General features: G+C 70.9%; 19 protein-coding genes. 18 read left to right on the forward strand and 1 reads right to left on the reverse strand.

Going from position 1 to position 23548, the window contains the following annotated elements; translation table 11 throughout:
* Nucleotides 1-99 precede the first annotated feature (99 nt).
* The 16 genes from rsmH (at nt 100) to IE267_RS05890 (ending at nt 17772) form a co-directional block, all read left to right on the forward strand.
* Nucleotides 100-1050: a 16S rRNA (cytosine(1402)-N(4))-methyltransferase RsmH gene (gene rsmH / locus IE267_RS05815; protein ID WP_167153810.1), complete on the forward strand. Its 951-nt coding sequence runs from the start codon at nt 100-102 to the stop codon at nt 1048-1050.
* Nucleotides 1047-1562, forward strand: a complete 516-nt coding sequence (ftsL, locus tag IE267_RS05820; RefSeq protein ID WP_229860762.1) for a cell division protein FtsL — start codon at nt 1047-1049, stop codon at nt 1560-1562. Before rsmH ends, ftsL begins: the two co-directional genes overlap by 4 nt.
* A gap of 4 nt (nt 1563-1566) precedes the next feature.
* Nucleotides 1567-3486 carry a peptidoglycan D,D-transpeptidase FtsI family protein gene (locus IE267_RS05825; RefSeq protein ID WP_189762332.1) on the forward strand — a complete coding sequence of 640 codons (1920 nt, stop codon included), beginning with the start codon at nt 1567-1569 and terminating at the stop codon, nt 3484-3486.
* A gap of 14 nt (nt 3487-3500) precedes the next feature.
* Nucleotides 3501-5168, forward strand: coding sequence for a UDP-N-acetylmuramoyl-L-alanyl-D-glutamate--2,6-diaminopimelate ligase (locus IE267_RS05830; RefSeq protein WP_167153812.1), 1668 nt, complete (start codon nt 3501-3503; stop codon nt 5166-5168).
* Nucleotides 5169-5172: 4 nt separating this feature from the next.
* Nucleotides 5173-6594 (forward strand): UDP-N-acetylmuramoyl-tripeptide--D-alanyl-D-alanine ligase, encoded by a 1422-nt coding sequence (locus tag IE267_RS05835; RefSeq protein ID WP_189762333.1) that lies wholly within the window; start codon nt 5173-5175, stop codon nt 6592-6594.
* The gene (gene mraY / locus IE267_RS05840; RefSeq protein ID WP_100574590.1) at nt 6591-7661 is read left to right on the forward strand and encodes a phospho-N-acetylmuramoyl-pentapeptide-transferase; all 1071 of its coding nucleotides are present in this window, start codon (nt 6591-6593) and stop codon (nt 7659-7661) included. Before IE267_RS05835 ends, mraY begins: the two co-directional genes overlap by 4 nt.
* Complete coding sequence (gene murD, locus IE267_RS05845; protein WP_167153816.1) at nt 7643-9082, forward strand: UDP-N-acetylmuramoyl-L-alanine--D-glutamate ligase; 1440 nt, start codon at nt 7643-7645, stop codon at nt 9080-9082. Before mraY ends, murD begins: the two co-directional genes overlap by 19 nt.
* A gap of 59 nt (nt 9083-9141) precedes the next feature.
* Entirely contained in the window at nt 9142-10524 is a 1383-nt protein-coding gene (gene ftsW / locus IE267_RS05850; protein WP_161254137.1) for a putative lipid II flippase FtsW, read from the forward strand.
* 6 nt (nt 10525-10530) lie between these two features.
* Nucleotides 10531-11616 (forward strand): undecaprenyldiphospho-muramoylpentapeptide beta-N-acetylglucosaminyltransferase, encoded by a 1086-nt coding sequence (gene murG / locus IE267_RS05855; RefSeq protein ID WP_100574587.1) that lies wholly within the window; start codon nt 10531-10533, stop codon nt 11614-11616.
* Between the two features lie 23 nt (nt 11617-11639).
* The gene (locus tag IE267_RS05860; protein WP_167153818.1) at nt 11640-12446 is read left to right on the forward strand and encodes a cell division protein FtsQ/DivIB; all 807 of its coding nucleotides are present in this window, start codon (nt 11640-11642) and stop codon (nt 12444-12446) included.
* A 277-nt stretch (nt 12447-12723) separates the two neighbouring features.
* On the forward strand, nt 12724-13935 hold the full coding sequence (ftsZ, locus tag IE267_RS05865) for a cell division protein FtsZ (protein ID WP_161254133.1): 1212 nt from the start codon (nt 12724-12726) through the stop codon (nt 13933-13935).
* A gap of 49 nt (nt 13936-13984) precedes the next feature.
* Nucleotides 13985-14692 carry a peptidoglycan editing factor PgeF gene (gene pgeF, locus IE267_RS05870; RefSeq protein WP_167153820.1) on the forward strand — a complete coding sequence of 236 codons (708 nt, stop codon included), beginning with the start codon at nt 13985-13987 and terminating at the stop codon, nt 14690-14692.
* Nucleotides 14693-14698: 6 nt separating this feature from the next.
* Nucleotides 14699-15418 carry a YggS family pyridoxal phosphate-dependent enzyme gene (locus tag IE267_RS05875; RefSeq protein WP_161254128.1) on the forward strand — a complete coding sequence of 240 codons (720 nt, stop codon included), beginning with the start codon at nt 14699-14701 and terminating at the stop codon, nt 15416-15418.
* Nucleotides 15419-15558: 140 nt separating this feature from the next.
* Entirely contained in the window at nt 15559-16176 is a 618-nt protein-coding gene (locus IE267_RS05880) for a cell division protein SepF (RefSeq protein WP_161254125.1), read from the forward strand.
* Between the two features lie 71 nt (nt 16177-16247).
* Nucleotides 16248-16532, forward strand: a complete 285-nt coding sequence (locus tag IE267_RS05885; RefSeq protein ID WP_114035728.1) for a YggT family protein — start codon at nt 16248-16250, stop codon at nt 16530-16532.
* Nucleotides 16533-16581: 49 nt separating this feature from the next.
* A complete protein-coding gene (locus tag IE267_RS05890; RefSeq protein WP_161254122.1) occupies nt 16582-17772 on the forward strand; it encodes a DivIVA domain-containing protein in 1191 nt (396 codons plus the stop codon).
* Nucleotides 17773-18224: 452 nt separating this feature from the next.
* Here the strand turns inward: IE267_RS05890 and ileS are convergent, their stop codons facing one another.
* Nucleotides 18225-21365 (reverse strand): isoleucine--tRNA ligase, encoded by a 3141-nt coding sequence (gene ileS, locus IE267_RS05895; protein ID WP_189762334.1) that lies wholly within the window; start codon nt 21363-21365, stop codon nt 18225-18227.
* Nucleotides 21366-21933: 568 nt separating this feature from the next.
* Here ileS and IE267_RS05900 point away from each other — a divergent pair.
* Both IE267_RS05900 and lspA read left to right on the forward strand, forming a co-directional pair.
* On the forward strand, nt 21934-22863 hold the full coding sequence (locus IE267_RS05900) for a TraR/DksA family transcriptional regulator (protein ID WP_189762335.1): 930 nt from the start codon (nt 21934-21936) through the stop codon (nt 22861-22863).
* 62 nt (nt 22864-22925) lie between these two features.
* Nucleotides 22926-23492, forward strand: a complete 567-nt coding sequence (gene lspA / locus IE267_RS05905) for a signal peptidase II (RefSeq protein ID WP_161254113.1) — start codon at nt 22926-22928, stop codon at nt 23490-23492.
* Nucleotides 23493-23548: the final 56 nt, after the last annotated feature.

Genomic DNA, 23548 nt, shown 5'->3' on the forward strand with positions numbered 1-23548 from the left:
CGCCCCTTCCCCGGCGCCAGCCGTTCGCCCCCCGTTCCAGGGGGAGCGGGGACCGGGTACGTATGCGCGGCGGTGCGCCGGATCCTTGAGAGGGCGGCTTTGAGCCAGCGACACGTCCCGGTGATGCTCCAGCGATGCTTGGACATGTTGGCCCCGGCCCTGACCGAACCCGGAGCGGTCGTCGTCGACTGCACCCTCGGCCTCGGCGGCCACAGCGAGGCCCTGCTCACCCGGTTCCCCGAGGCGCGCCTGATCGCCCTCGACCGCGACAAGGAGGCGCTGCGCCTGTCCGGCGAGCGCCTCGCCCCCTTCGGGGAGCGCGCCACACTGGTGCACGCCGTCTACGACGAGCTCCCCGACGTGCTCGCCCGGCTCGGCACCCCGCGCGTCCAGGGCGTCCTGTTCGACCTCGGCGTCTCCTCCATGCAGCTCGACGAGGCCGACCGCGGCTTCGCCTACGCGCAGGACGCGCCCCTGGACATGCGCATGGACCAGTCGACCGGGATGAGCGCCGCCGAGGTGCTCAACACCTACCCGCCCGGCGAACTCGTGCGGATCCTGCGGGCGTACGGCGAGGAGAAGCAGGCCAAGCGGATCGTCTCGGCGGTCGTGCGCGAACGCGAGAAGGAGCCCTTCACCAACAGCGCACGCCTCGTCGAACTGATCCGCGACTCGCTGCCGCAGGCCGCCAAGCGCACCGGCGGCAACCCGTCCAAGCGCACCTTCCAGGCCCTGCGCATCGAGGTCAACGGCGAACTCGCCAGCGTGGAGCGGGCGATCCCCGCGGCCGTCGAGGCCATCGCGGTCGGCGGCCGGGTCGCGGTGCTCTCCTACCAGTCCCTGGAGGACCGCATCGTCAAGCAGGTGTTCGCGGCCGGCGCCGCCAACACCGCGCCGCCCGGGCTCCCGGTGGTGCCCGAGCGCTACCAGCCGCGGCTCAAGCTCCTCACCCGCGGTGCCGAACTCCCCACGGAGGAGGAGGTCGCCGAGAACCGGCGCGCGGCCCCCGCCCGGCTCCGGGGGGCCCAGCGGATCAGGGAGGACGTGTGAGCAAACCGGCCAGGCAGCTGCGCGGCACGGCCGCGCGGCTCGGCAGGCTGATGCCTTCGCAGGGGGCCAACAGTGCCGCCCGCACCCCGTTCGTACTCCTCGTCGTGGCCCTCCTCGGCGGGGGGCTCATCGCGCTCCTGGTGCTCAACTCGGCGCTCAACGCGGGCTCGTTCAAGCTCAGCGAGTACCGCAGGCAGACCACCGAACTCACCGACGAACAACAGGCGCTGCAGCGCGACGTGGACGACCTGTCCGCCCCCGACGCGCTGTCCCGCCGGGCCGGCGACCTCGGCATGGTCCCCGGCGGCAACCCCGTCTTCCTCGGCCCCGACGGCACCGTCAAGGGCGTCCCCGCCTCGGCCGGCGACCCCTCGCCCGCCGAGGCCGCAGAGCCCTCGCCGCTGCCCGCGGCACAGAGCCAGGCCCCCGCTCCGCACCCCAAGCAGCACCACGCCCCGGCCCCCAAGCAGCCCCGCCCGCCCGCGAAGACCTCCCCGAACCCCGGCAGGTGACGCAGTGAGCCCCAAGGAACCCCCGCGCCGCCGGGTGCCCCCGCCCGCGCGCTCCCGGCCGCAGGCCCGCCGCCCCGCGGCCGCCAAGAAGATCAAGCTCGGCAGCCACCGGCCCCGGCTGCGCCTGGTCAGCCTCGGACTCACCCTGGTCATGCTGGCCTTCGTCGTACGGCTGCTCCAGGTGCAGGCCGTCGACGCCAGCGCGTACGCCGCCAAGGCCGACAAGAACCGGTACGCCAGCTACGCGCTGCCCGCCGAGCGCGGCCGGATCACCGACCGGGCCGGCATCGCGCTCGCCACCAGCGTCGACGCGTACGACATCACCGCCGACCCGACGCTGTTCACCCCCGAGTCCACCAAGATCCCGGACGCCGCGGAGCAGGCGGCCGCGCTGCTCGCGCCGCTCATCGGCAAGGACCAGGCGGAGCTCGCCAAGAAGCTCAAGACGCCCAGAACCCGGTACGTGGTGCTCGCTCGCCGGCAGACCCCGCAGGTGTGGAACCAGATCAAGGACCTGAAGAAGGTCCTCGGCGAGAAGGCGTCCGCCGACAGGGCCAAGGGCGGCCCCGGCGCCAACGTGCTGGCCGGCGTCCTCAACGAGTCCAGCACCAAGCGGGTGTACCCCAACGGCGACCTCGCCGCCGGGATACTGGGTTACGTCAACGCCGAGGGCAAGGGCGGCGGGGGCCTGGAGTCGTCCCTGAACAAGGAGTTGGCCGGCACCGACGGCAAGATCTCCTACGCCCAGTCCGGCGGCCGCAGGGTCCCCACGGCCGGCACCCACGAGACGCCGGCCGTGCCCGGCTCCGACGTCGAGCTGACCATCGACCGGGACATCCAGTGGATGGCCCAGAAGGCGATCTCCGACCAGGTCGCCGAGTCCCACGCCGACCGCGGGTACGTCATAGTGCAGCGGTCCGACACCGGCGAGGTCCTGGCCATGGCGAACGCGCCGGGCTTCGACCCCAACAACATCGCCCAGGCCAACTCCGCCGCCATGGGCAACGCGGCGCTCCAGGACGCCTTCGAGCCGGGCTCCACCGCCAAGGTCATGTCCATGGCCGCGGTGCTTGAGGAGGGCGTCGCCACGCCCGACACCCATGTGGTGGTGCCCAACCGGCTCCAGCGCGGCGACCGGCTCTTCAAGGACGACGTCGACCACGCGACCTGGAACCTGACGCTCAACGGCGTGCTCGCCAAGTCCAGCAACATCGGCACCATCCTCGCCGTCGAGCAGCTCGGCAAGACCGACGCCCAGGCCGACAACGTCCTGTACTCCTACCTGCGCAAGTTCGGCATCGGCAAGCCCAGCGGGCTCGACTTCCCCGGTGAGACGCCGGGCATCCTCGCCCCCGCGAACAAGTGGTCCACCTCGCAGCAGTACACCGTCCGGTTCGGCCAGGGCCTCTCGCTCAACGCGATGCAGGCGGCCTCGGTGTACTCGACCATCGCCAACGGCGGCGTACGCGTCCAGCCGACCCTGGTGCGCGGCACCAAGGGCCCGGACGGGCGGTTCACCCCGGCGCCCGCGCCCCAGCAGACCCGGGTGGTCAGCGAGAAGACCGCCAAGACGCTGGCCCAGATGCTCGAATCGGTCGTCGGCGACGCCGAGGGCACCGGAACCAAGGCCGCCATCCCCGGCTACCGCGTCGCGGGCAAGACCGGCACCGCCAACCGGGTCGACCCCAAGACCGGCACCTACAAGGGCTACACCGCCTCCTTCGCGGGCTTCGCCCCGGCCGACAACCCCAAGATCACCGTCTACTGCGCCATCCAGAACCCGACGAAGGGCAGCTATTTCGGTGGCCAGATCTGCGGACCCATCTACAAGCAGGTCATGGAGTTCGCCCTCAAGACCCTCCAGATCCCGCCGAGCGGAGCCCAGCCTCCCAACCTGCCCGTCACCTTCGGCGGCAACGACTGAATCCGGAAGCCTCAGTGACAACCATCACCCAGGGTCCTGGGAACCAGGACGGGACCCAGGACGACGTGCCCCCCTCTTTTGGCGACCCGGCCGGTACGCCCGGTACGCTCACCGCCGTGCCACACGCTGATCAGTACCGAACCGCCCAGCAGGACGCCCCCGCGAAACAGCCGGGAGCGCCCCGACCGGAACAGGCCCGTCCGACCCCGCTCGGCGAACTGGCCGCGCGACTGGGGACGAACAGCCCAGGACCGGGAGAGGTCACCGGCATCACGCACGACTCCCGGGCGGTGCGCCCCGGAGACCTGTACGCCGCGCTGCCGGGCGCCAACACGCACGGCGCCGACTTCGCCGCCCAGGCCGCGAGCCTCGGCGCGGTCGCCGTCCTCACCGACCCGGCGGGCCGCGAGCGGGCCGCCGCGACCGGTCTTCCGGTGCTGGTCGCCGGAGACCCGCGGGGCCGGATGGGCGAGCTCGCCGCCGAGATCTACGGCCACCCCGGCCGCGATCTGCTCCAGCTCGGCATCACCGGAACCTCCGGCAAGACCACGACCGCCTACCTCGTCGAGGGCGGCCTGCGCGGCGCCGGACACGCGACCGGCCTGATCGGCACGGTCGAGATGCGCATCGGCGACGAGCGCATCAAGTCCGAGCGCACCACCCCCGAAGCCACCGATCTGCAGGCCCTGTTCGCGGTCATGCGCGAGCGCGGGGTCGACTCGGTCGCCATGGAGGTCTCCAGCCACGCCCTGGTGCTCGGCCGGGTCGACGGCTGCGTCTTCGACGTCGCCGTCTTCAACAACCTCAGCCCGGAGCACATGGAGTTCCACTCCGGCATGGAGGACTACTTCCAGGCCAAGGCGCAGCTGTTCACGCCGCAGCGGGCCAAGCGCGGCGTGGTGAACTACGACGACGAGTACGGCCGCCGCCTCGTGAAGGAGGCCGGCATCGAGATCACCACCTTCTCCGCCGAGGGCCACCCCGAGGCCGACTGGCGGGCCGAGGACGTCCAGGTGCGCCAGGACAGCAGCACCTTCACCGTGGTCGCCCCGGGCGGCGAGCGGATCTCCGCCACCGCCCCGCTGCCCGGCCCGTTCAACGTGGCGAACACCCTCGCCGCCATCGTCACGCTCGCCATCGCGGGCGTCGACCCGCAGACCGCAGCCGACGGAGTGGCCGCCGTACCCGGCGTGCCCGGCCGTCTGGAGCGGGTGGACGCCGGCCAGCCCTATCTGGCCGTCGTCGACTACGCCCACAAGACGGACGCCGTCGAATCGGTCCTGCGCTCGCTGCGCAAGGTCACCGAGGGCAGGCTGCACATCGTGCTCGGCTGCGGCGGCGACCGGGACAAGACCAAGCGGGGCCCGATGGGCGCCGCGGCGGCCCGGCTCGCCGACACCGCCGTACTGACCTCCGACAACCCCCGATCCGAGGACCCGCTCGGAATCCTCGCCGCGATGCTGGCGGGCGCCGCCGAGGTGCCGGCCCACGAGCGCGGTGAGGTCCAGGTCTTCGAGGACCGTGCCGCCGCCATCGCGTCGGCCGTCGCCCTCGCGGAGCCCGGCGACACCGTGCTCGTCGCGGGCAAGGGTCATGAACAGGGCCAGGACATCCACGGAGTGGTCCGTCCGTTCGACGACCGCCTGGTCCTCCGCGCCGCCATCCAGAAAAGTCAGGGATGAAGTAGTGATCGCCCTCTCCCTCGCCGAGATCGCCGAAATCGTCGGCGGGCAGCCGCACGACATACCGGATCCGTCCGTCCAGGTCACCGGCCCCGTCGTCATCGACTCCCGCCAGGTGGCGGCCGGTTCGCTCTTCGTGGCCTTCGCCGGCGAGAACGTCGACGGCCACGACTACGCGCAGCGCGCCTTCGAGGCGGGCGCGGTGGCGGTCCTCGCGGCCCGCCCGGTCGGCGTGCCCGCGATCGTCGTGGACGACGTGCAGGCCGCCCTCGGGGCGCTCGCCCGGGACGTCGTGGGCCGGCTCGGCACCGAAGTCGTCGCCCTCACCGGCTCGTCCGGCAAGACGTCCACCAAGGACCTGATCGCGCAGGTGCTCCAGCGCCACGCGCCGACAGTGTTCACGCCGGGCTCCCTCAACAACGAGATCGGCCTGCCGCTGACCGCGCTCACCGCGACCGCGGAGACCAGACACCTGGTCCTGGAGATGGGCGCGCGCGGCGTCGGCCACATCCGCTACCTCACCGGGCTGACCCCGCCCACCATCGGTCTCGTCCTGAACGTCGGGTCCGCCCACATCGGCGAGTTCGGCGGCAAGGAGCAGATCGCTCTGGCCAAGGGGGAGTTGGTCGAGTCGCTGCCCGAGTCGGGCTGCGCGGTGCTGAACGCGGACGACCCGCTGGTACGGGCCATGGCGTCCCGCACCAAGGCGCGCGTGCTGCTCTTCGGAGAAGCCGCGGACGCGGACGTACGGGCCGAGAACGTCCGGCTCACAGATGCCGGACAGCCCTCCTTCAGCCTTCTCACACCCTCCGGGTGCGGTGATGTGACGTTGCGCCTGTACGGTGAGCACCACGTGTCGAACGCGCTCGCCGCGGCCGCCGTCGCCCATGAGCTGGGCATGTCCGCAGACGAGATCGCCCGCGCGCTCTCCGAGGCGGGCTCCCTCTCCCGCTGGCGTATGGAGGTCACCGAGCGTCCGGACGGTGTGACCGTCGTCAACGACGCCTACAACGCGAACCCCGAATCCATGCGAGCCGCCCTCCGCGCGCTCGCGGCAATGGGCGAGGCCTCACGGGCCCGGGGGGGACGCACGTGGGCGGTGCTCGGCCCGATGGCCGAGCTCGGCGACGACTCGCTGGCCGAGCACGACGCGGTCGGACGGCTCGCCGTCCGGCTCAACGTCAGCAAGCTCGTGGCAGTCGGGGGCCGGGAGGCGTCCTGGCTGCAACTGGGCGCATATAACGAGGGTTCGTGGGGTGAGGAGTCGGTGCACGTGTCCGACGCACAGGCGGCCGTCGACCTGCTGCGCAGTGAACTGCGGCCGGGAGACGTCGTGCTGGTGAAGGCATCCAGGTCGATCGGCCTGGAGCGGGTGGCACTGGCGCTGCTCGAAGGCGCTGCCGAGGGTGAGGTCGCCGCCCGATGAGGCAGATCCTCTTCGCGGGAGCCATCGGTCTCTTCCTGACCCTGGTCGGGACCCCGCTGCTCATCAAGCTGCTCGCCCGCAAGGGCTACGGCCAGTTCATCCGTGACGACGGCCCGCGCGGCCACGCCGGGAAGAAGGGCACACCCACCATGGGTGGCATCGCCTTCATCCTGGCCACGCTGATCGCGTACGCGCTGACCAAGGTGATCACCAGTGAGGATCCGACGTTCTCGGGCCTGTTGGTGCTCTTCCTGACGGCCGGCATGGGCATGGTCGGCTTCCTCGACGACTACATCAAGATCGTCAAGCAGCGCTCGCTCGGCCTGCGGGCCAAGGCGAAGATGGCCGGACAGCTGATCGTCGGCATCGCCTTCGCGGTGCTCGCCCTGCAGTTCGCCGACGCCCGTGGCAACACGCCGGCCTCCACCAAGCTGTCGTTCATCAACGACTTCGGCTGGTCGGTCGGGCCGGTCATCTTCGTGGTCTGGGCGCTGTTCATGATCCTCGCCATGTCGAACGGCGTGAACCTGACGGACGGTCTGGACGGCCTGGCCACCGGCGCGTCGGTGATGGTCTTCGGCGCGTACACCTTCATCGGCCTGTGGCAGTTCCAGGAGTCCTGCGCCAACGCGCAGACCCTGACCAACCCCAACGCCTGCTTCGAGGTGCGCGATCCGCTCGACCTCGCGGTCGTCGCATCCGCCCTGATGGGCTCCTGCTTCGGCTTCCTGTGGTGGAACACCTCGCCCGCCAAGATCTTCATGGGCGACACCGGCTCGCTCGCCCTCGGCGGCGCGCTCGCGGGCCTGGCGATCTGCTCCCGCACGGAGTTCCTGATCGCCCTGCTCGGCGGCCTGTTCGTGCTGATCACGATGTCCGTGGTCATCCAGGTCGGCTCGTTCAAGATGACCGGCAAGCGGGTCTTCCGGATGGCGCCGCTCCAGCACCACTTCGAACTCAAGGGGTGGTCCGAAGTCCTTGTCGTGGTCCGGTTCTGGATCATCCAGGGCATGTGCGTGATCGTGGGACTCGGACTCTTCTACGCGGGATGGGCAGCCGACAAGTGAGCACCACCTGGCAGGGCAAGCGCGTGACGGTGGCCGGTCTCGGCGTCTCCGGGATGCCGGTGGCCCGGGTCCTGAACGGGCTCGGCGCCGTCGTCACGGCCGTCAGCGAGGGCGCCGACGAGCGCTCGCGCGCCCAGGCGGCGGAGCTGGAGGCGCAGGGCATCACCGTGCGCCTCGGCGACGGCGCCACCCTGCCGGAGGGCACCGAGCTCGTCGTCACCACGCCGGGCTGGCGGCCCGACAAGCCGCTGTTCGCGGCCGCCGCAGAGGCGGGCGTGCCGGTGTGGGGAGACGTCGAGCTGGCCTGGCGGCTGCGCGAGCTGGACGGCCGCAAGCCGGCCCCCTGGCTCGCGGTCACCGGCACCAACGGCAAGACCACCACCACCCGGATGCTCGCCTCGATCCTGGAGGCGGCGGGCCTGCGCACCGCCGCCGTCGGCAACATCGGCGTCTCGCTGCTCGACGTGGTCCTCGGCGAGACGGAGTACGACGTCCTGGCCGTCGAGCTCTCCAGCTACCAGCTGCACTGGGCGCCCTCGCTGCGCGCCCACTCCGCGGCCGTGCTCAACCTGGCGCCGGACCACCTCGACTGGCACGGCACCATGGAGGCGTACGCCGCCGACAAGGGCCGTATCTACGAGGGCAACCACATCGCCTGCGTCTACAACGCGCAGGACGCCGCGACCGAGCACCTGGTGCGCGAGGCCGACGTGGAGGAGGGCTGCCGGGCGATCGGCTTCACGCTCGCCACCCCGGGCCCCTCCCAGCTGGGCGTGGTCGACGGCATCCTCGTCGACCGGGCCTTCGTGCAGAACCGCCAGAAGAACGCCCAGGAGCTCGCCGAGGTCGCCGACGTCGACCCGCCGGCCCCGCACAACATCGCCAACGCCCTCGCGGCCGCGGCCCTGGCGCGCGCCTTCGGCGTCGAGCCCAAGGCGGTCCGTGACGGACTGCGCGCCTTCCGGCCCGACGCCCACCGCATCGAGCACGTCGCGGACGTCGCCGAGGTCGCCTACGTCGACGACTCCAAGGCCACCAACACCCATGCCACCGAGGCCTCCTTGGCGGCGTACGACCCGATCGTCTGGATCGCCGGGGGACTGGCCAAGGGTGCCTCCTTCGACGAGCTCGTCCAGCGCTCGGCCCAGCGGCTGCGCGGCGTCGTCCTCATCGGTGCCGAGCGCCACCTCATCGCCGAAGCCCTGGCGCGACACGCCCCCGAGGTCCCGGTGGTGGACCTCGACCGGACCGACACTGGGGCGATGTCGGCGGCGGTCCGCGAGGCGGCGGGGCTCGCCCGGCCGGGGGACACCGTCCTGTTGGCCCCGGCCTGCGCCTCGATGGACATGTTCGCGAACTACAACAAGCGCGGCGAGGCCTTCGCGGAAGCGGTCCGCGAACTCGCCGCAGGGCGCGCCTAGCCGGACCACCCGTTCCACGGACCGGCCGGCGCCGGGCACGACTGGAGGGGACAGCACACATGGCGGCCGATGTTCTTGGCGGCTCCGGGGACCGCCCGCGCGGGGTGTCCGCACTCGCCGGTCTCCTCCTGCGCAGCCGCACCGCCGGAGCCGTGCGCGGCCCGGCCGTCCGCGGCGGCGGCACCGGATCGCCCCGGCGGCCCGGTCCGCGCGGCCCCCGGCGCCTGGTGGAACAGGCGAGGAGGGCCTGGGACCGGCCTCTGACGGCGTACTACCTGATCCTCGGCAGCGCCCTGCTCATCACCGTGCTCGGCCTCGTGATGGTCTACTCCGCCTCGATGATCAAGGCGCTCGAACTGTCGCTGCCGGGCTCGTACTTCTTCCGCAAACAGTTCCTCGCGGCGCTCATCGGCGGGGGCCTGATGATCGCCGCCGCCCGGATGCCCGCCAAGCTCCACCGGGCGCTCGCCTACCCGATACTGGCCGGCACGGTCTTCCTGCTGATCCTGGTGCAGGTCCCCGGGATAGGGAAATCCGTCAACGGCAACCAGAACTGGATCTACCTCGGCGGCCCCTTCCAGCTCCAGCCCAGCGAGTTCGCCAAGCTGGCGCTGCTCCTGTGGGGCGCCGACCTGCTCGCGCGCAAGCAGGACAAACGGCTCCTGAGCGAGTGGAAGCACATGCTCGTGCCGCTCGTGCCGGTCGCGTTCGTGCTGCTCGGGCTCATCATGCTCGGCGGCGACATGGGCACGACGATCATCCTGACCGCCATCCTGTTCGGCCTGCTCTGGCTGGCCGGGGCCCCGACCCGGCTGTTCGCGGGGGTGCTCGCCGTCGCGGGCACGCTCGCCGCGCTCTTCATCAAGATCAGCCCGCACCGGATGGGCCGGCTCAACTGCATCGGCGCCACCGATCCCGGCCCGCAGGACCAGTGCTGGCAGGCCGTGCACGGAATCTACGCGCTCGCCTCGGGCGGCTGGTTCGGATCCGGCCTGGGTGCGAGTGTGGAGAAATGGGGCCAACTCCCCGAGCCCCACACGGACTTCATCTTCGCCGTGACCGGCGAGGAGCTGGGTCTGGCGGGGACGCTGTCGGTCGTCGCCCTCTTCGCGGCTCTAGGCTATGCGGGTATCCGCGTGGCCGGACGCACGGAGGACCCCTTCGTGAGGTACGCCGCGGGAGGTGTGACCACCTGGATCGTGGCGCAGGCCGTGATCAACATCGGTGCGGTGCTCGGCCTGCTGCCGATCGCCGGTGTCCCGCTCCCGCTGTTCTCCTACGGAGGGTCCGCGCTGCTGCCGACCATGTTCGCCGTGGGGCTCCTGATCGCGTTCGCGCGGGACGACCCCGCTGCGCGGGCGGCCCTTGCCATGCGGCAGCCTCGGGTGAGTTGGAAGTCGATGAGACGGCGCGTCAAGAAGCGTCCGTCCGGAGAGCGGTGAATTTCGGTGCATGTCGTACTCGCCGGTGGGGGGACCGCCGGCCACATCGAGCCCGCGCTCGCCCTCGCGGACGCCCTGCGCAGGCAGGACCCCACCGTGGGGATCACGGCACTCGGCACGGAGAAGGGTCTGGAGACCCGGCTCGTGCCCGAGCGCGGCTATGAGCTCGCGCTCATCCCTGCCGTCCCGCTGCCCCGCAGGCCCACCCCCGAACTGATCACCGTCCCCGGGCGGCTGCGCGGCACCATCAAGGCCGCCGAGCAGATCCTGGAGCGCACCAAGGCCGACTGTGTCGTCGGCTTCGGCGGCTACGTGGCGCTGCCCGGCTACCTGGCCGCCAAGCGGCTCGGGGTGCCGATCGTGGTCCACGAGGCCAATGCCCGGCCGGGCCTCGCCAACAAGATCGGCTCGCGGTACGCGGCCGGCGTGGCCGTCGCGACGCCGGACAGCAAGCTGCGCAACTCCCGCTACATCGGCATCCCGCTGCGCTACTCGATCGCGACCCTCGACCGGGCCCGGGTGCGCCCCGAGGCGCGCGCCGCGTTCGGGCTCGACCCCGGCCTGCCGACGCTGCTCGTCTCGGGCGGCTCGCAGGGCGCCCGCCGCCTCAACGAGGTGATCCAGCAGGTCGCCCCGGTGCTCCAGCGCTCCGGCATCCAGATCCTGCACGCGGTCGGCCCGAAGAACGAATTGCCGCGTGTCGACAACATGCCCGGGATGCCGCCGTACGTCCCGGTACCGTACGTGGACCGGATGGATCTCGCGTACGCCGCGGCCGACATGATGCTGTGCCGCGCGGGCGCGATGACCGTCGCCGAACTCTCCGCCGTCGGGCTGCCCGCCGCCTACGTCCCGTTGCCGATCGGCAACGGCGAACAGCGGCTGAACGCCCAGCCGGTGGTCAAGGCGGGTGGCGGCCTCCTCGTCGACGACGCCGAACTCACCCCGGAATGGGTGCAGGGCAACGTCCTCCCGGTACTCGCCGACCCGCACCGGCTGTACGAGATGTCGCGCTCCGCGGCCGAGTTCGGCCGGCGCGACGCCGACCAACTCCTCGTGCAGATGGTGTACGAGGCCATCGCAGGACGCTGATCAACTGACGGAAGGCAGGGACCGTGGCCGGACAGGCGACCGCCCAGCGCGGTGGCAAAGGGACCGACAAGTCCGCGAAGTCCGGCCGGTCCGGCCCCCGTCCCGCCCGCGGGCGCCGCTTCCGGCTGCCCCGCAGGCGCGGCCTCCTCGTGCTCGGCGTCGCCGCGGTGCTGCTCGGGGCGGGCGTCATCTGGCTGTTGTACGGCTCGACCTGGCTGCGCGTGGAGCACGTGAAGACCACGGGGACACGGGTTCTGACGACCGATGAGGTCGAAACGGTCGCCGCGGTGCCGATCGGATCGCCGCTGATTTCCGTCGACACGGACGCGATCGGGGAGCGATTGCGTCAGAAGCTGCCGCGCATCGACTCCGTCGAAGTCGTTCGTTCATGGCCGCACGGGATCGGTCTGAAGGTGACGGAACGCAAGCCCGTCCTGGTCATGAAGAACGGCGCGAAGTTCGACGAAGTGGACGCGAAGGGTGTGCGTTTCGCCACGGTCGCGCAGCCCCTGAAGGGCATCCCCCAGCTCGAATTGACGGTCTCGCAGTCCCCGAGCCTACGGCGCTTCGGCGCCGACCGGCTGGTCCTCGAAGCGGTGCGCATCACGGGCGAACTCCCGTCCGCCGTCGCCAAGGAGACGCGGTCCGTCAAGATTTCCTCGTACGACTCGGTCACCCTCGAGTTGACCGGCGGACGCACCGTCCGATGGGGAAGTGACGAGGAAGGTGAGCTGAAGGGACGTACCCTCAGTGCACTGATGAAAGCGCGGCCGAAGTCGGTCCGCTTCGATGTGAGTGCCCCCACCGCCCCTGCGGTATCGGGTAGTTGACGGACATATGCGCTGGCCAGCACCCTGGTTGGTCAGCGACACGGGTGATCACATAGGGTGAAAAGAAAAACGGGAGGTTCGGCGTGTTCGTTGAACGCGCGCCACTTGTCGACTTAGTGTCCTGTTCGGAAGAGTCCAGCGAACAGACACACTGGTAACCCTAAACTTCAACGTTAGGGTTCGGGTCGGCGATACGGACCGTCCCAATCGGCATTCGTCGTCACCTTGCGGCAACCGCGAAGTGACGACCCGTAACTCGAGGCGAGAGGCCTTCGACGTGGCAGCACCGCAGAACTACCTCGCAGTCATCAAGGTCATCGGTGTCGGCGGCGGTGGTGTCAATGCCATCAACCGAATGATCGAGGTCGGTCTCAAGGGCGTCGAGTTCATCGCGATCAACACTGACGCACAAGCACTGTTGATGAGCGACGCCGACGTCAAGCTCGACGTCGGCCGTGAACTCACCCGCGGCCTCGGGGCCGGAGCCAACCCGGCAGTCGGACGCAAGGCGGCAGAGGACCACCGTGAGGAGATCGAGGAGGTCCTCAAGGGGGCCGACATGGTCTTCGTCACCGCAGGCGAAGGCGGCGGCACCGGCACCGGCGGCGCCCCCGTCGTCGCCAACATCGCGCGTTCGCTCGGCGCCCTGACGATCGGCGTGGTCACCCGCCCGTTCACCTTCGAGGGCCGGCGCCGCGCCAACCAGGCGGAGGACGGCATCGCCGAGCTCCGCGAAGAGGTCGACACCCTCATCGTCATCCCCAACGACCGGCTGCTCTCCATCTCCGACCGCCAGGTCAGCGTCCTGGACGCGTTCAAGTCCGCGGACCAGGTGCTGCTCAGCGGTGTCCAGGGCATCACGGACCTGATCACCACGCCGGGTCTCATCAACCTCGACTTCGCCGACGTCAAGTCGGTCATGTCGGAAGCCGGTTCGGCCCTCATGGGCATCGGCTCGGCCCGCGGCGACGACCGCGCGGTGGCCGCCGCCGAGATGGCGATCTCCTCGCCGCTCCTGGAGGCGTCCATCGACGGCGCCCGCGGCGTGCTGCTCTCCATCTCCGGTGGCTCGGACCTCGGCCTGTTCGAGATCAACGAAGCCGCCCAACTGGTGAGCGAGGCCGCCCACCCCGAGGCGAACATCATCTTCGGTGCGGTCATCGACGACGCCCTCGGCGACGAGGTGCGCGTCACCGTCATCGCGGCCGGCTTCGACGGCGGTCAGCCGCCGGCGCGCCGGGACACGGTCCTCGGCAGCGCCTCCAACAAGCGCGACGAGCCGGCCCCTTCGCGTCCGTCCGAGGCATCCCGCCCGCTCGGCGGACTCGGCACCGTCGGCACCCGCGAGGAGACCCCGGCCCCGGCGCCGGCTCCGGTCGAGCCCGCCCCGGTCAACGAGGCCCCCGCGGCTCCGCCGCACGTTCCGACGGCCCGTCCCTACCCGGACAGCCAGGCCGAGGAGCTGGACGTTCCGGACTTCCTCAAGTGAGCGAAGCGTTTCGAAGCGACCACTTGAAGTGATACGAGAGCAGGGCAATGTGAGCGGCGCGCACTTCGCCTTCACCGACCGGTGGGGTGGGGTGAGCGCCGTTCCGTACGAGGAGCTCAACCTCGGCGGTGCGGTCGGCGACGACCCCGCCTCGGTACGCACCAACCGTGAGCTCGCCGCCGGGAAGCTCGGGCTCGACCCGGCCCGGGTGGTCTGGATGAACCAGGTGCACGGACGCGAGGTGGCCGTCGTCGACGGCCCCTTCGCACCGGGTGACCCGGCCGCCGTGGACGCGGTGGTGACGGGCCGCCGGGGAACCGCGCTCGCCGTACTCACCGCCGACTGCACCCCGGTACTGCTCGCCGATCCGGTGGCGGGGGTCGCCGGCGCGGCCCACGCGGGCCGGCCCGGAATGGTCGCGGGCGTGGTGCCCGCCGCGGTCGGGGCGATGGTCTCGCTCGGCGCGGACCCGGCCCGGATCGTCGCCCGCACCGGGCCCGCCGTCTGCGGCCGCTGCTACGAAGTGCCCGAGCCCATGCGGGCCGAGGTCGCCGAGGCCGAGCCCGCCGCTTGGTCCGAGACCAGCTGGGGGACACCCGCTGTGGACGTGACCGCGGGGGTGCACGCACAACTCGCCGCCCTCGGCGTCACCGACATCGAGGCCTCGCCGGTCTGCACGCTCGAATCGCTCGACCACTTCTCGTACCGCCGCGACCGCACCACTGGGCGGCTCGCCGGATATGTCTGGCTGGACTGACGACTCATGACGGATCGCAAGACCGAACTCGCCGAGAACCTGGCCCGGGTGGAGGAGCGAATCGCCTCCGCCTGTGCCGCGGCCGGGCGCGCGCGGGCGGACGTGACCCTCATCGTGGTCACCAAGACCTACCCCGCGAGCGATGTACGGCTGCTGCACGAACTGGGTGTGCGCGAAGTCGCGGAGAACCGCGACCAGGATGCCGCCCCCAAGGCCGCCGACTGCGCCGACCTCGATCTGACCTGGCACTTCGTGGGCCAGCTCCAGACGAACAAGGTGCGTTCGGTGGCCAGTTACGCCGACACCGTGCAGTCGGTCGACCGGGCCCGGCTGATCGGCCCGCTCTCCACCGCCGCCGTACGGGCCGAGCGCGAGCTGGGCTGTCTGATCCAGGTCGCGCTCGACGCGGAGTCCGGCGAGCGGGGTGAGCGCGGAGGCGTCGCCCCGGACGGGATCGGGGAGTTGGCCGCGCTCGTCGCCGAAGCGCCGGGGCTGCGGCTCGACGGTCTGATGACCGTGGCACCGCTGGCCGGTGAGTACGCCGGCCGGCAACGGGCGGCTTTCGAGCGGCTGCTGGAATTCTCATCCCGCCTGCGCGCGGACCATCCGGCTGCGAACATGGTGTCAGCAGGGATGAGTGCGGACCTCGAAGAGGCCGTCGCGGCCGGAGCGACACATGTACGCGTCGGAACGGCGGTGCTCGGAGACCGACCCCGGCTCGGGTAACGTCGCGAAGCAAGTCGGACCACAGCAGAAAATATGGTCATTCCCACTCTTCGGTGGGCAGACCGCGTGGATCGTGGGCCCTTGGTGACGCTGCCACTTGGCGACAGGAGCGATCCACCACAGAGCGGAGGAATCTGAGCATGGCCGGCGCGATGCGCAAGATGGCGGTCTACCTCGGCCTCGTGGAGGACGATGGGTACGACGGCCGGGGGTTCGACCCCGACGACGATTTCGAACCCGAGCCCGAACCGGAGCGCGACCGTCGGCGGCACCAGCCCCCGCACCAGTCCCCGCTCCAGGACGAACGGGACGAACCGGTACGAGTAACTCAGCCTCCAGCGCCGAGAGAACCGGTTCAGCTATCGGTAGAAAGCGGACGTCCGGCGCGAATTGCACCCGTGGCGTCCATCACACCTGAACGTCCGAGCCTGGAGAAGAACGCGCCGGTGATCATGCCCAAGGTTGTGTCCGAGCGGGAGCCGTACCGCATCACCACGCTGCACCCGCGGACCTACAACGAGGCCCGTACCATCGGGGAACACTTCCGCGAGGGCACTCCGGTGATCATGAATCTCACCGAGATGGACGACACCGACGCGAAGCGACTTGTCGACTTTGCCGCCGGTCTGGTCTTCGGTCTGCACGGCAGCATTGAACGGGTGACGCAGAAGGTGTTCCTGCTGTCTCCTGCTAACGTCGATGTCACGGCGGAGGACAAGGCCCGCATCGCAGAGGGCGGATTCTTCAACCAGAGCTGAGAACACGACACCGGGAACGAACCGGCCGCATCAGGCCGGAGCTTTGATGCAAGGGGAGAGGGAAGCGCGAGATGGGCGTCGCACTACAGGTGGTCTACATCGCGCTGATGTGCTTCCTCATCGTGCTGATCTTCCGGCTCGTCATGGACTACGTCTTCCAGTTCGCCCGTTCATGGCAACCCGGCAAGGCGATGGTGGTCGTTCTTGAGGCCACCTACACTGTCACCGATCCACCGCTCAAGCTTCTGCGGCGGTTCATTCCGCCGCTGCGTCTCGGGGGCGTGGCACTCGACCTGTCCTTCTTCGTTCTGATGATCATCGTCTACATCCTGATCAGCATCGTGGTCAGGTTGTGAACGATTCGGTCCTGCCGACTGCCGACGACTACGTAGAGGTGAAGAAGAGATGCCGCTGACCCCCGAGGACGTGCGGAACAAGCAGTTCACGACCGTCCGCCTCCGAGAAGGCTATGACGAGGACGAGGTCGATGCCTTCCTCGACGAGGTCGAGTCGGAGCTGACGCGACTGCTGCGCGAGAACGAGGATCTGCGCGCCAAGCTGGCCGCCGCCACTCGCGCCGCCGCGCAGAACCAGCAGCAGCAGGGCATGCGCAAGCAGGAGCCGCAGGACGGCCGAGGCCCGGGCGCGCCCGTACCCGCCGCCATATCCGGTCCGCCGCAGGTCCAGCAGCAGCAGCCGCAGATGGGCCCGCCCCAGCTGCCCAGCGGTGCGCCGCAGCTGCCCGCCGGACCCGGTGGCCACGGCCCGCAGGGCCAGCACGGCCAGGGTTCGATGGGTCAGGGTCCGATGGGCCAGGGCCCCATGGGTCAGGGTCCGATGGGCCAGCAGAACCACCCCCAGAACCAGCTGGGTCAGGGCCCCATGGGTCAGAACCAGCTCGGCCAGGGCCCCATGGGCCAGCAGATGGGCGGCCCCATGGGCGGCCACGGTCCGCAGATGGGACAGCCGGCCCAGGCGCCCGGTGGCGACAGCGCCGCCCGTGTGCTCTCCCTCGCGCAGCAGACCGCCGACCAGGCGATCGCGGAGGCCCGTTCCGAGGCCAACAAGATCGTCGGCGAGGCCCGGTCCCGCGCCGAGGGGCTGGAGCGCGACGCCCGTGCCAAGGCGGACGCCCTGGAGCGGGACGCGCAGGAGAAGCACCGCGTCGCGATGGGCTCCCTGGAGTCCGCCCGCGCCACCCTTGAGCGCAAGGTCGAGGACCTGCGGGGCTTCGAGCGCGAGTACCGCACGCGTCTGAAGTCCTACCTGGAGTCGCAGCTGCGTCAGCTGGAGACCCAGGCCGACGACTCGCTCGCGCCGCCGCGTACCCCGGCGACCGCGTCGCTGCCGCCGGCTCCGCAGATGAGCGGTTCCATGGCGTCGGCCGGTGCCGGTGCGATGGGACACCCGATGGGTGGCCAGCCGTCCATGGGCGGGCAGCCGTCCATGCCGAGCGGGCCGTCCTACGGTGGCCAGCAGCAGATGTCGCCGGCCATGACCCAGCCGATGGCGCCGGTGCGGCCGCAGGGGCCTTCGCCCATGCAGCAGGCGCCTTCTCCGATGCGGGGCTTCCTGATCGACGAGGACGACAACTGACGGGCTCTACGCGCGTGCCCCGCGCGTAGCCGTCGGCAGGCTGCAAGGGCCGGTACCGGGTTCCCCCGGTACCGGCCCTTCGCCGTACCCGGCGCGGGGGTCGCCTGCGGCGGGCGGAATCCCCCACCCCGCCCCTTCCTGCTGTGACACTCCGCGGCTCCGCCGCGTGGCCTCCGGGGGTGTGGGTGGGTGAGCCGGTCTTCGGGGGCTCCGCCCCAGACCCCCGATCGCGCCTGAACGGCGCTCGTCCTCAATCGCCGGACGGGCTGAAATGCCCGACGCGGGCCCGCGCCAAGGCTTTCAGGGCCGCGGGGAACTGCGCGACCAGCCACGTACGGTCCGCAGCCGACGCACTATTCCCCCGGAGGGTCTCGGGAAGGGGCGGGGTGGGGGTAAAGCAACGGCCCGCCCTCACGACCGTGGGGGCGGGCCGTCGCAACCGTTGGCCGGGATTACACCTTGCGGAGGCGGAACGTCAGGGACAGGGGCTCGTCCGTGAAGGGCGCGCCGTAGGAGTCGTCCGCGGCGCCCGGGGCGTAGTCCGTGGCCAGGACCTCGTCCGCGATCAGGGAGGCGTGGGCCGACAGGGCCGAGGAGACCTCCGGGTCGGCGGACTCCCAGCGCACCGCGATCCGGTCCGCCACATCGAGCCCGCTGTTCTTGCGCGCCTCCTGGATCAGCCGGATCGCGTCCCGGGCCAGGCCCGCGAGCCGCAGCTCCGGAGTGATCTCCAGGTCGAGGGCGACCGTCGCACCGGAGTCGGAGGCCACCGACCAGCCCTCGCGCGGGGTCTCGGTGATGATGACCTCGTCGGGGGCCAGCGAGACCTGCTCGCCGTTCACCTCCACCGCCGCCGCGCCGGTGTCCCGCAGCGAGGCCGAGAGCGCCGCCGCGTCCGCCGCGGCCACGGCCTTCGCCACGTCCTGGACGCCCTTGCCGAACCGCTTGCCCAGTGCCCGGAAGTTGGCCTTCGCCGTGGTGTCGACCAGCGAGCCGCCCACCTCGGAGAGCGAGGCGAGCGACGACACGTTCAGCTCCTCCGTGATCTGCGCGTGCAGTTCGGGGGAGAGCGCCTCGAAGCCCGCCACCGCGACCAGCGCCCGGGACAGCGGCTGGCGCGTCTTGACGCCCGACTCCGCACGCGTCGCCCGGCCCAGCTCCACCAGGCGGCGGACCAGCGCCATCTGCTGCGAGAGCGCGGGGTCGATCGCGGAGGCGTCCGCTACCGGCCAGGACGAGAGGTGCACCGACTCCGGGGCGTCCGGGGTCACCGGCACGACCATGTCCTGCCAGACCCGCTCGGCGATGAACGGCGTCAGCGGCGCCATCAGGCGCGTGATCGTCTCGACCACGTCGTGCAGGGTGCGCAGGGCCGCCTTGTCACCCTGCCAGAAGCGGCGGCGCGAGCGGCGCACGTACCAGTTGGAGAGGTCGTCGACGAACGAGGACAGTGCCTTGCCGGCCCGCTGGGTGTCATACGACTCCAGGGCCGAAGTCACCTGCGCCACCAGCGAGTTGAGCTCGCTGAGCAGCCAGCGGTCCAGGATCGTGCGGTCGGCCGGGGCCGGGTCCGCCGCGCTCGGTGCCCAGTCGGACGTACGGGCGTAGAGGGCCTGGAAGGCGACGGTGTTCCAGTAGGTGAGCAGCGTCTTGCGCACCACCTCCTGGATGGTGCCGTGGCCGACCCGGCGGGCCGCCCACGGGGAGCCGCCGGCCGCCATGAACCAGCGCACCGCGTCCGCGCCGTGCTGGTCCATCAGCGGGATCGGGTCCAGGGTGTTGCCCAGGTGCTTGGACATCTTGCGGCCGTCCTCGGCGAGGATGTGGCCGAGGCAGACCACGTTCTCGTACGACGACTTGTCGAAGACCAGGGTGCCGACCGCCATCAGCGTGTAGAACCAGCCGCGGGTCTGGTCGATGGCCTCGGAGATGAACTGGGCCGGGTAGCGGCTCTCGAACAGCTCCTTGTTCTGGTGCGGGTAGCCGTACTGCGCGAACGGCATCGAGCCCGAGTCGTACCAGGCGTCGATGACCTCGGGCACGCGCACCGCTTCCAGCGAGCAGCCCTCGGCGGTGCAGGTGAAGGTCACCTCGTCGATGTACGGCCGGTGCGGGTCGAGGGCGGACTGGTCGGTGCCGGTCAGCTCGGTGAGCTCGGCGCGCGAGCCCACGCAGGTCAGGTGGCCCTCCTCGCAGCGCCAGATGGGCAGCGGGGTGCCCCAGTAGCGGTTGCGGGACAGCGCCCAGTCGATGTTGTTCTTCAGCCAGTCGCCGAAGCGGCCCTCCTTGACCGACTCCGGGAACCAGTTGGTCTTCTCGTTCTCCCGCAGCATCGCGTCCTTGACGGCGGTGGTGCGGATGTACCAGGACGGCTGCGCGTAGTAGAGCAGCGCGGTGTGGCAGCGCCAGCAGTGCGGGTAGCTGTGCTCGTAGGGGACGTGCCGGAAGAGGAGGCCGCGCTCCTTGAGGTTCTCCGTGAGCTTCTCGTCCGCCTTCTTGAAGAAGACGCCGCCGACCAGCGGGACGTCCTCCTCGAAGGTGCCGTCGGGGCGGACCGGGTTCACGACCGGAAGCCCGTACGCCTTGCAGACCAGGAGGTCGTCGGCGCCGAAGGCGGGTGACTGGTGGACCAGACCCGTACCGTCCTCGGTCGTGACGTACTCGGCGTTCACCACGTAGTGCGCGGGCTCGGGGAACTCCACCAGCTCGAAGGGGCGCTGGTAGGTCCAGCGCTCCATCTCGGCGCCGGTGAACGACCGGCCGGTGGCCTCCCAGCCCTCGCCGAGGGCCTTCTCCAGGAGGGGCTCGGCGACGACGAGCTTCTCCTCGCCGTTCGTCGCCACGACGTAGGTGACCTCGGGGTGGGCCGCGACCGCCGTGTTGGACACCAGGGTCCAGGGGGTCGTCGTCCACACCAGGAGGGCCGCCTCGCCCGCGAGCGGGCCGCCGGTGAGCGGGAAGCGGACGAAGACCGAGGGGTCGACGACCGTCTCGTAGCCCTGGGCCAGCTCGTGGTCCGAGAGACCGGTGCCGCAGCGCGGGCACCAGGGGGCGACGCGGTGGTCCTGGGTGAGCAGGCCCTTGTTGAAGATCTCCTTCAGGGACCACCACACGGACTCGACGTACTGCGGGTCCATGGTGCGGTACGCGTCGTCCAGGTCGACCCAGTAGCCCATGCGGGTCGTGAGGTCGGCGAAGGCGTCGGTGTGCCGGGTCACGGACTCGCGGCACTTGGCGTTGAACTCGGCGATGCCGTACGCCTCGATGTCCTTCTTGCCGTTGAAGCCCAGCTCCTTCTCGACCGCGAGCTCGACCGGCAGGCCGTGGCAGTCCCAGCCGGCCTTGCGAGCCACGTGGTAGCCCTGCATCGTGCGGAATCGGGGGAAGACGTCCTTGAAGACGCGGGCCTCGATGTGGTGGGCGCCGGGCATGCCGTTGGCGGTGGGCGGGCCCTCGTAGAAGACCCACTCCGGGCGGCCCTCGGACTGTTCGAGGCTCTTGGCGAAGACCTTGGACTGCTCCCAGAAGTCGAGCACGGCGTGCTCTAGGGCGGGCAGGTCTACCTGGGCGGGCACCTGGCGGTACTGCGACATCCGGTCATCCTCCGGCGGATCGTCGTGCGGTTCCGTCGGAGGGACGAGAGGCGGCCCTCGTGGGGCGCTTCCCGCGGTACCACCCTCCTTGGCGGTGTGCGGAACACCGCCCCCTCATTGGGGTCGCGAAGCCGGTTCTACCGGACCCCGGGGACCCCGGGGTCTTTCTTCCGGCGGCTCGGGGGTGATCTTCACCGCGCGCTCGCCTCCGGGCTCACACCGTCCCCGGATCGCTCTTGGCTGCGTACGCCGCTACTCGTCCCGTCCACGCCTCTCGCTGCGGCCAGTGTACGGGGCCCGAAGAAGCACGGCCGACCGGTTTACGGCGGCCCTCCCGCGGAGCGCGTCCGTGACCCGAATGGCCATACGGGCCCCGGCGGGCTCCGGGCGCCGTCCGTCCGGCGGATTCGCCGGGGCGGGAGCTGGGCACAACCGATGCAGGTTCGTCTTGCCGCCGGTCCGGGGCGGGGCGAACCGGCGGCGTGCCCCGTTGCCGCGGGCCTGGGGTCGATTTATCGTCCCAGCACGATTCGCGTGCAAGATCACAATATGTGAAGGGGCCGCGGCCATGGTGGCGAAGAAGACCGCCGTAGAGACCACAACGGCGTCCGCGAGACCCGATGCCACGAGTGCCACCACGGGCTCGGCGGGCGGGGCGGCGACGACGAGGAGCACCGTTGCCAAGAAGGCGGCGGCCAAGAGGACGACCCCGGCCGAGGCCGCTTCCGGGACCGCCACGAAGACCGCCTCGGCGAAGGCCGCGGGGAGCGAGAAGGCGTCGGCCAAAAAGGCGGCCACCCCCAGGAAGGCCGCCGCGAAGAAGACGGCCGCCAAGAAGACCGCGGCCGGCAAGGCAACCGGGACGGCGCGGGCCGCGTCCGACAAGGCGACCGACAAGGACAGGGCGACCGGCACGACGGCTCCGGCGGTATCCGCCGGGGCGCGCGCCAAGAAGGCCGCGAACGCGGCCCAGGGGGCGGCTGCGGCCGCGGAAGAGACGGGAGCCAACAAGGTGGTTGCGAAGAAGACCGCGGCAAGGGCGACGGCGGCCGGGACCGCGTCGGCGGTGCCGGCGGCCCGTGCCGTCGCCACGGCCGCCCCGGGGGAGCTTCCGGTCCGCCCGGGCGAGGACCCCTGGACTCCGGAGGAGGTCGCCGAGGCGCGCAACGAGCTGTCGAGCGAGGTGCTGCGGCTGCGCAGCGAGATCGAGTCGTCGGAGGCGGCCCTGGCCGGCCTGATGCGCGACTCCGGCGACGGCGCGGGCGACGACGACGCCGACACCGGCACCAAGAACATCACCCGGGAACACGAGATGTCGCTCGCCGCCAACGCCCGCGAGACCCTGGAGCAGACCGAGCACGCCCTGGAGCGCCTCGACGCCGGGACGTACGGGTACTGCGAGATCTGCGGCAACCCGATCGGCAAGGCCCGGATGCAGGCGTTCCCGCGCGCCACCCTCTGCGTGGAGGACAAGCAGAAGCAGGAACGGCGGGGCTGAGTCCGCACAGGTGTGCCGTACTCTCGTGCTCAGTCAGGAACCTAGACGGTCGAGGGACTCACGTGGCAGAGGCGGAGAGCGTCATCGGTACGCCGGATGTGGAAGGGGCCGACGAGCAGGCGGCCCCTGCCGAGCAGCCGAAGGGCAAGCGGAAGATCGCCGTGCTGTTCACGGTGGCGGTCGTCGCCTACCTTCTCGACCTCGGCAGCAAGATGCTCGTGGTGGCCAGGCTGGAGCACCACGAGCCCATCGAGGTCATCGGTGACCTGCTCCAGTTGAACGCGATCCGCAACGCGGGCGCCGCCTTCGGGATCGGCGAGGCCTTCACGGTGATCTTCACGATCATCGCGGCGACCGTGATCGTGGTGATCGCGCGGCTCGCCCGCAAGCTCTACAGCCTCCCCTGGGCCATCGCGCTCGGCCTGCTGCTCGGCGGCGCGCTCGGCAACCTCACCGACCGGATCTTCCGCTCGCCCGGGATCTTCGAGGGCGCGGTCGTCGACTTCATCGCCCCCAAGGGCTTCGCGGTCTTCAACCTCGCGGACTCGGCGATCGTCTGCGGCGGCATCCTGATCGTGATCCTCTCCTTCCGCGGCCTCGACCCGGACGGCACCGTCCACAAGGACTGAGCCCGCGAGGGGGCGGCCGGGGCCCCCCGCCGGACGCGCGGCGGGCGATGTCGGTG

It is taken from the genome of Streptomyces xanthochromogenes, from assembly GCF_014650455.1.
Classification (GTDB): Bacteria; Actinomycetota; Actinomycetes; order Streptomycetales; family Streptomycetaceae; genus Streptomyces; species Streptomyces xanthochromogenes.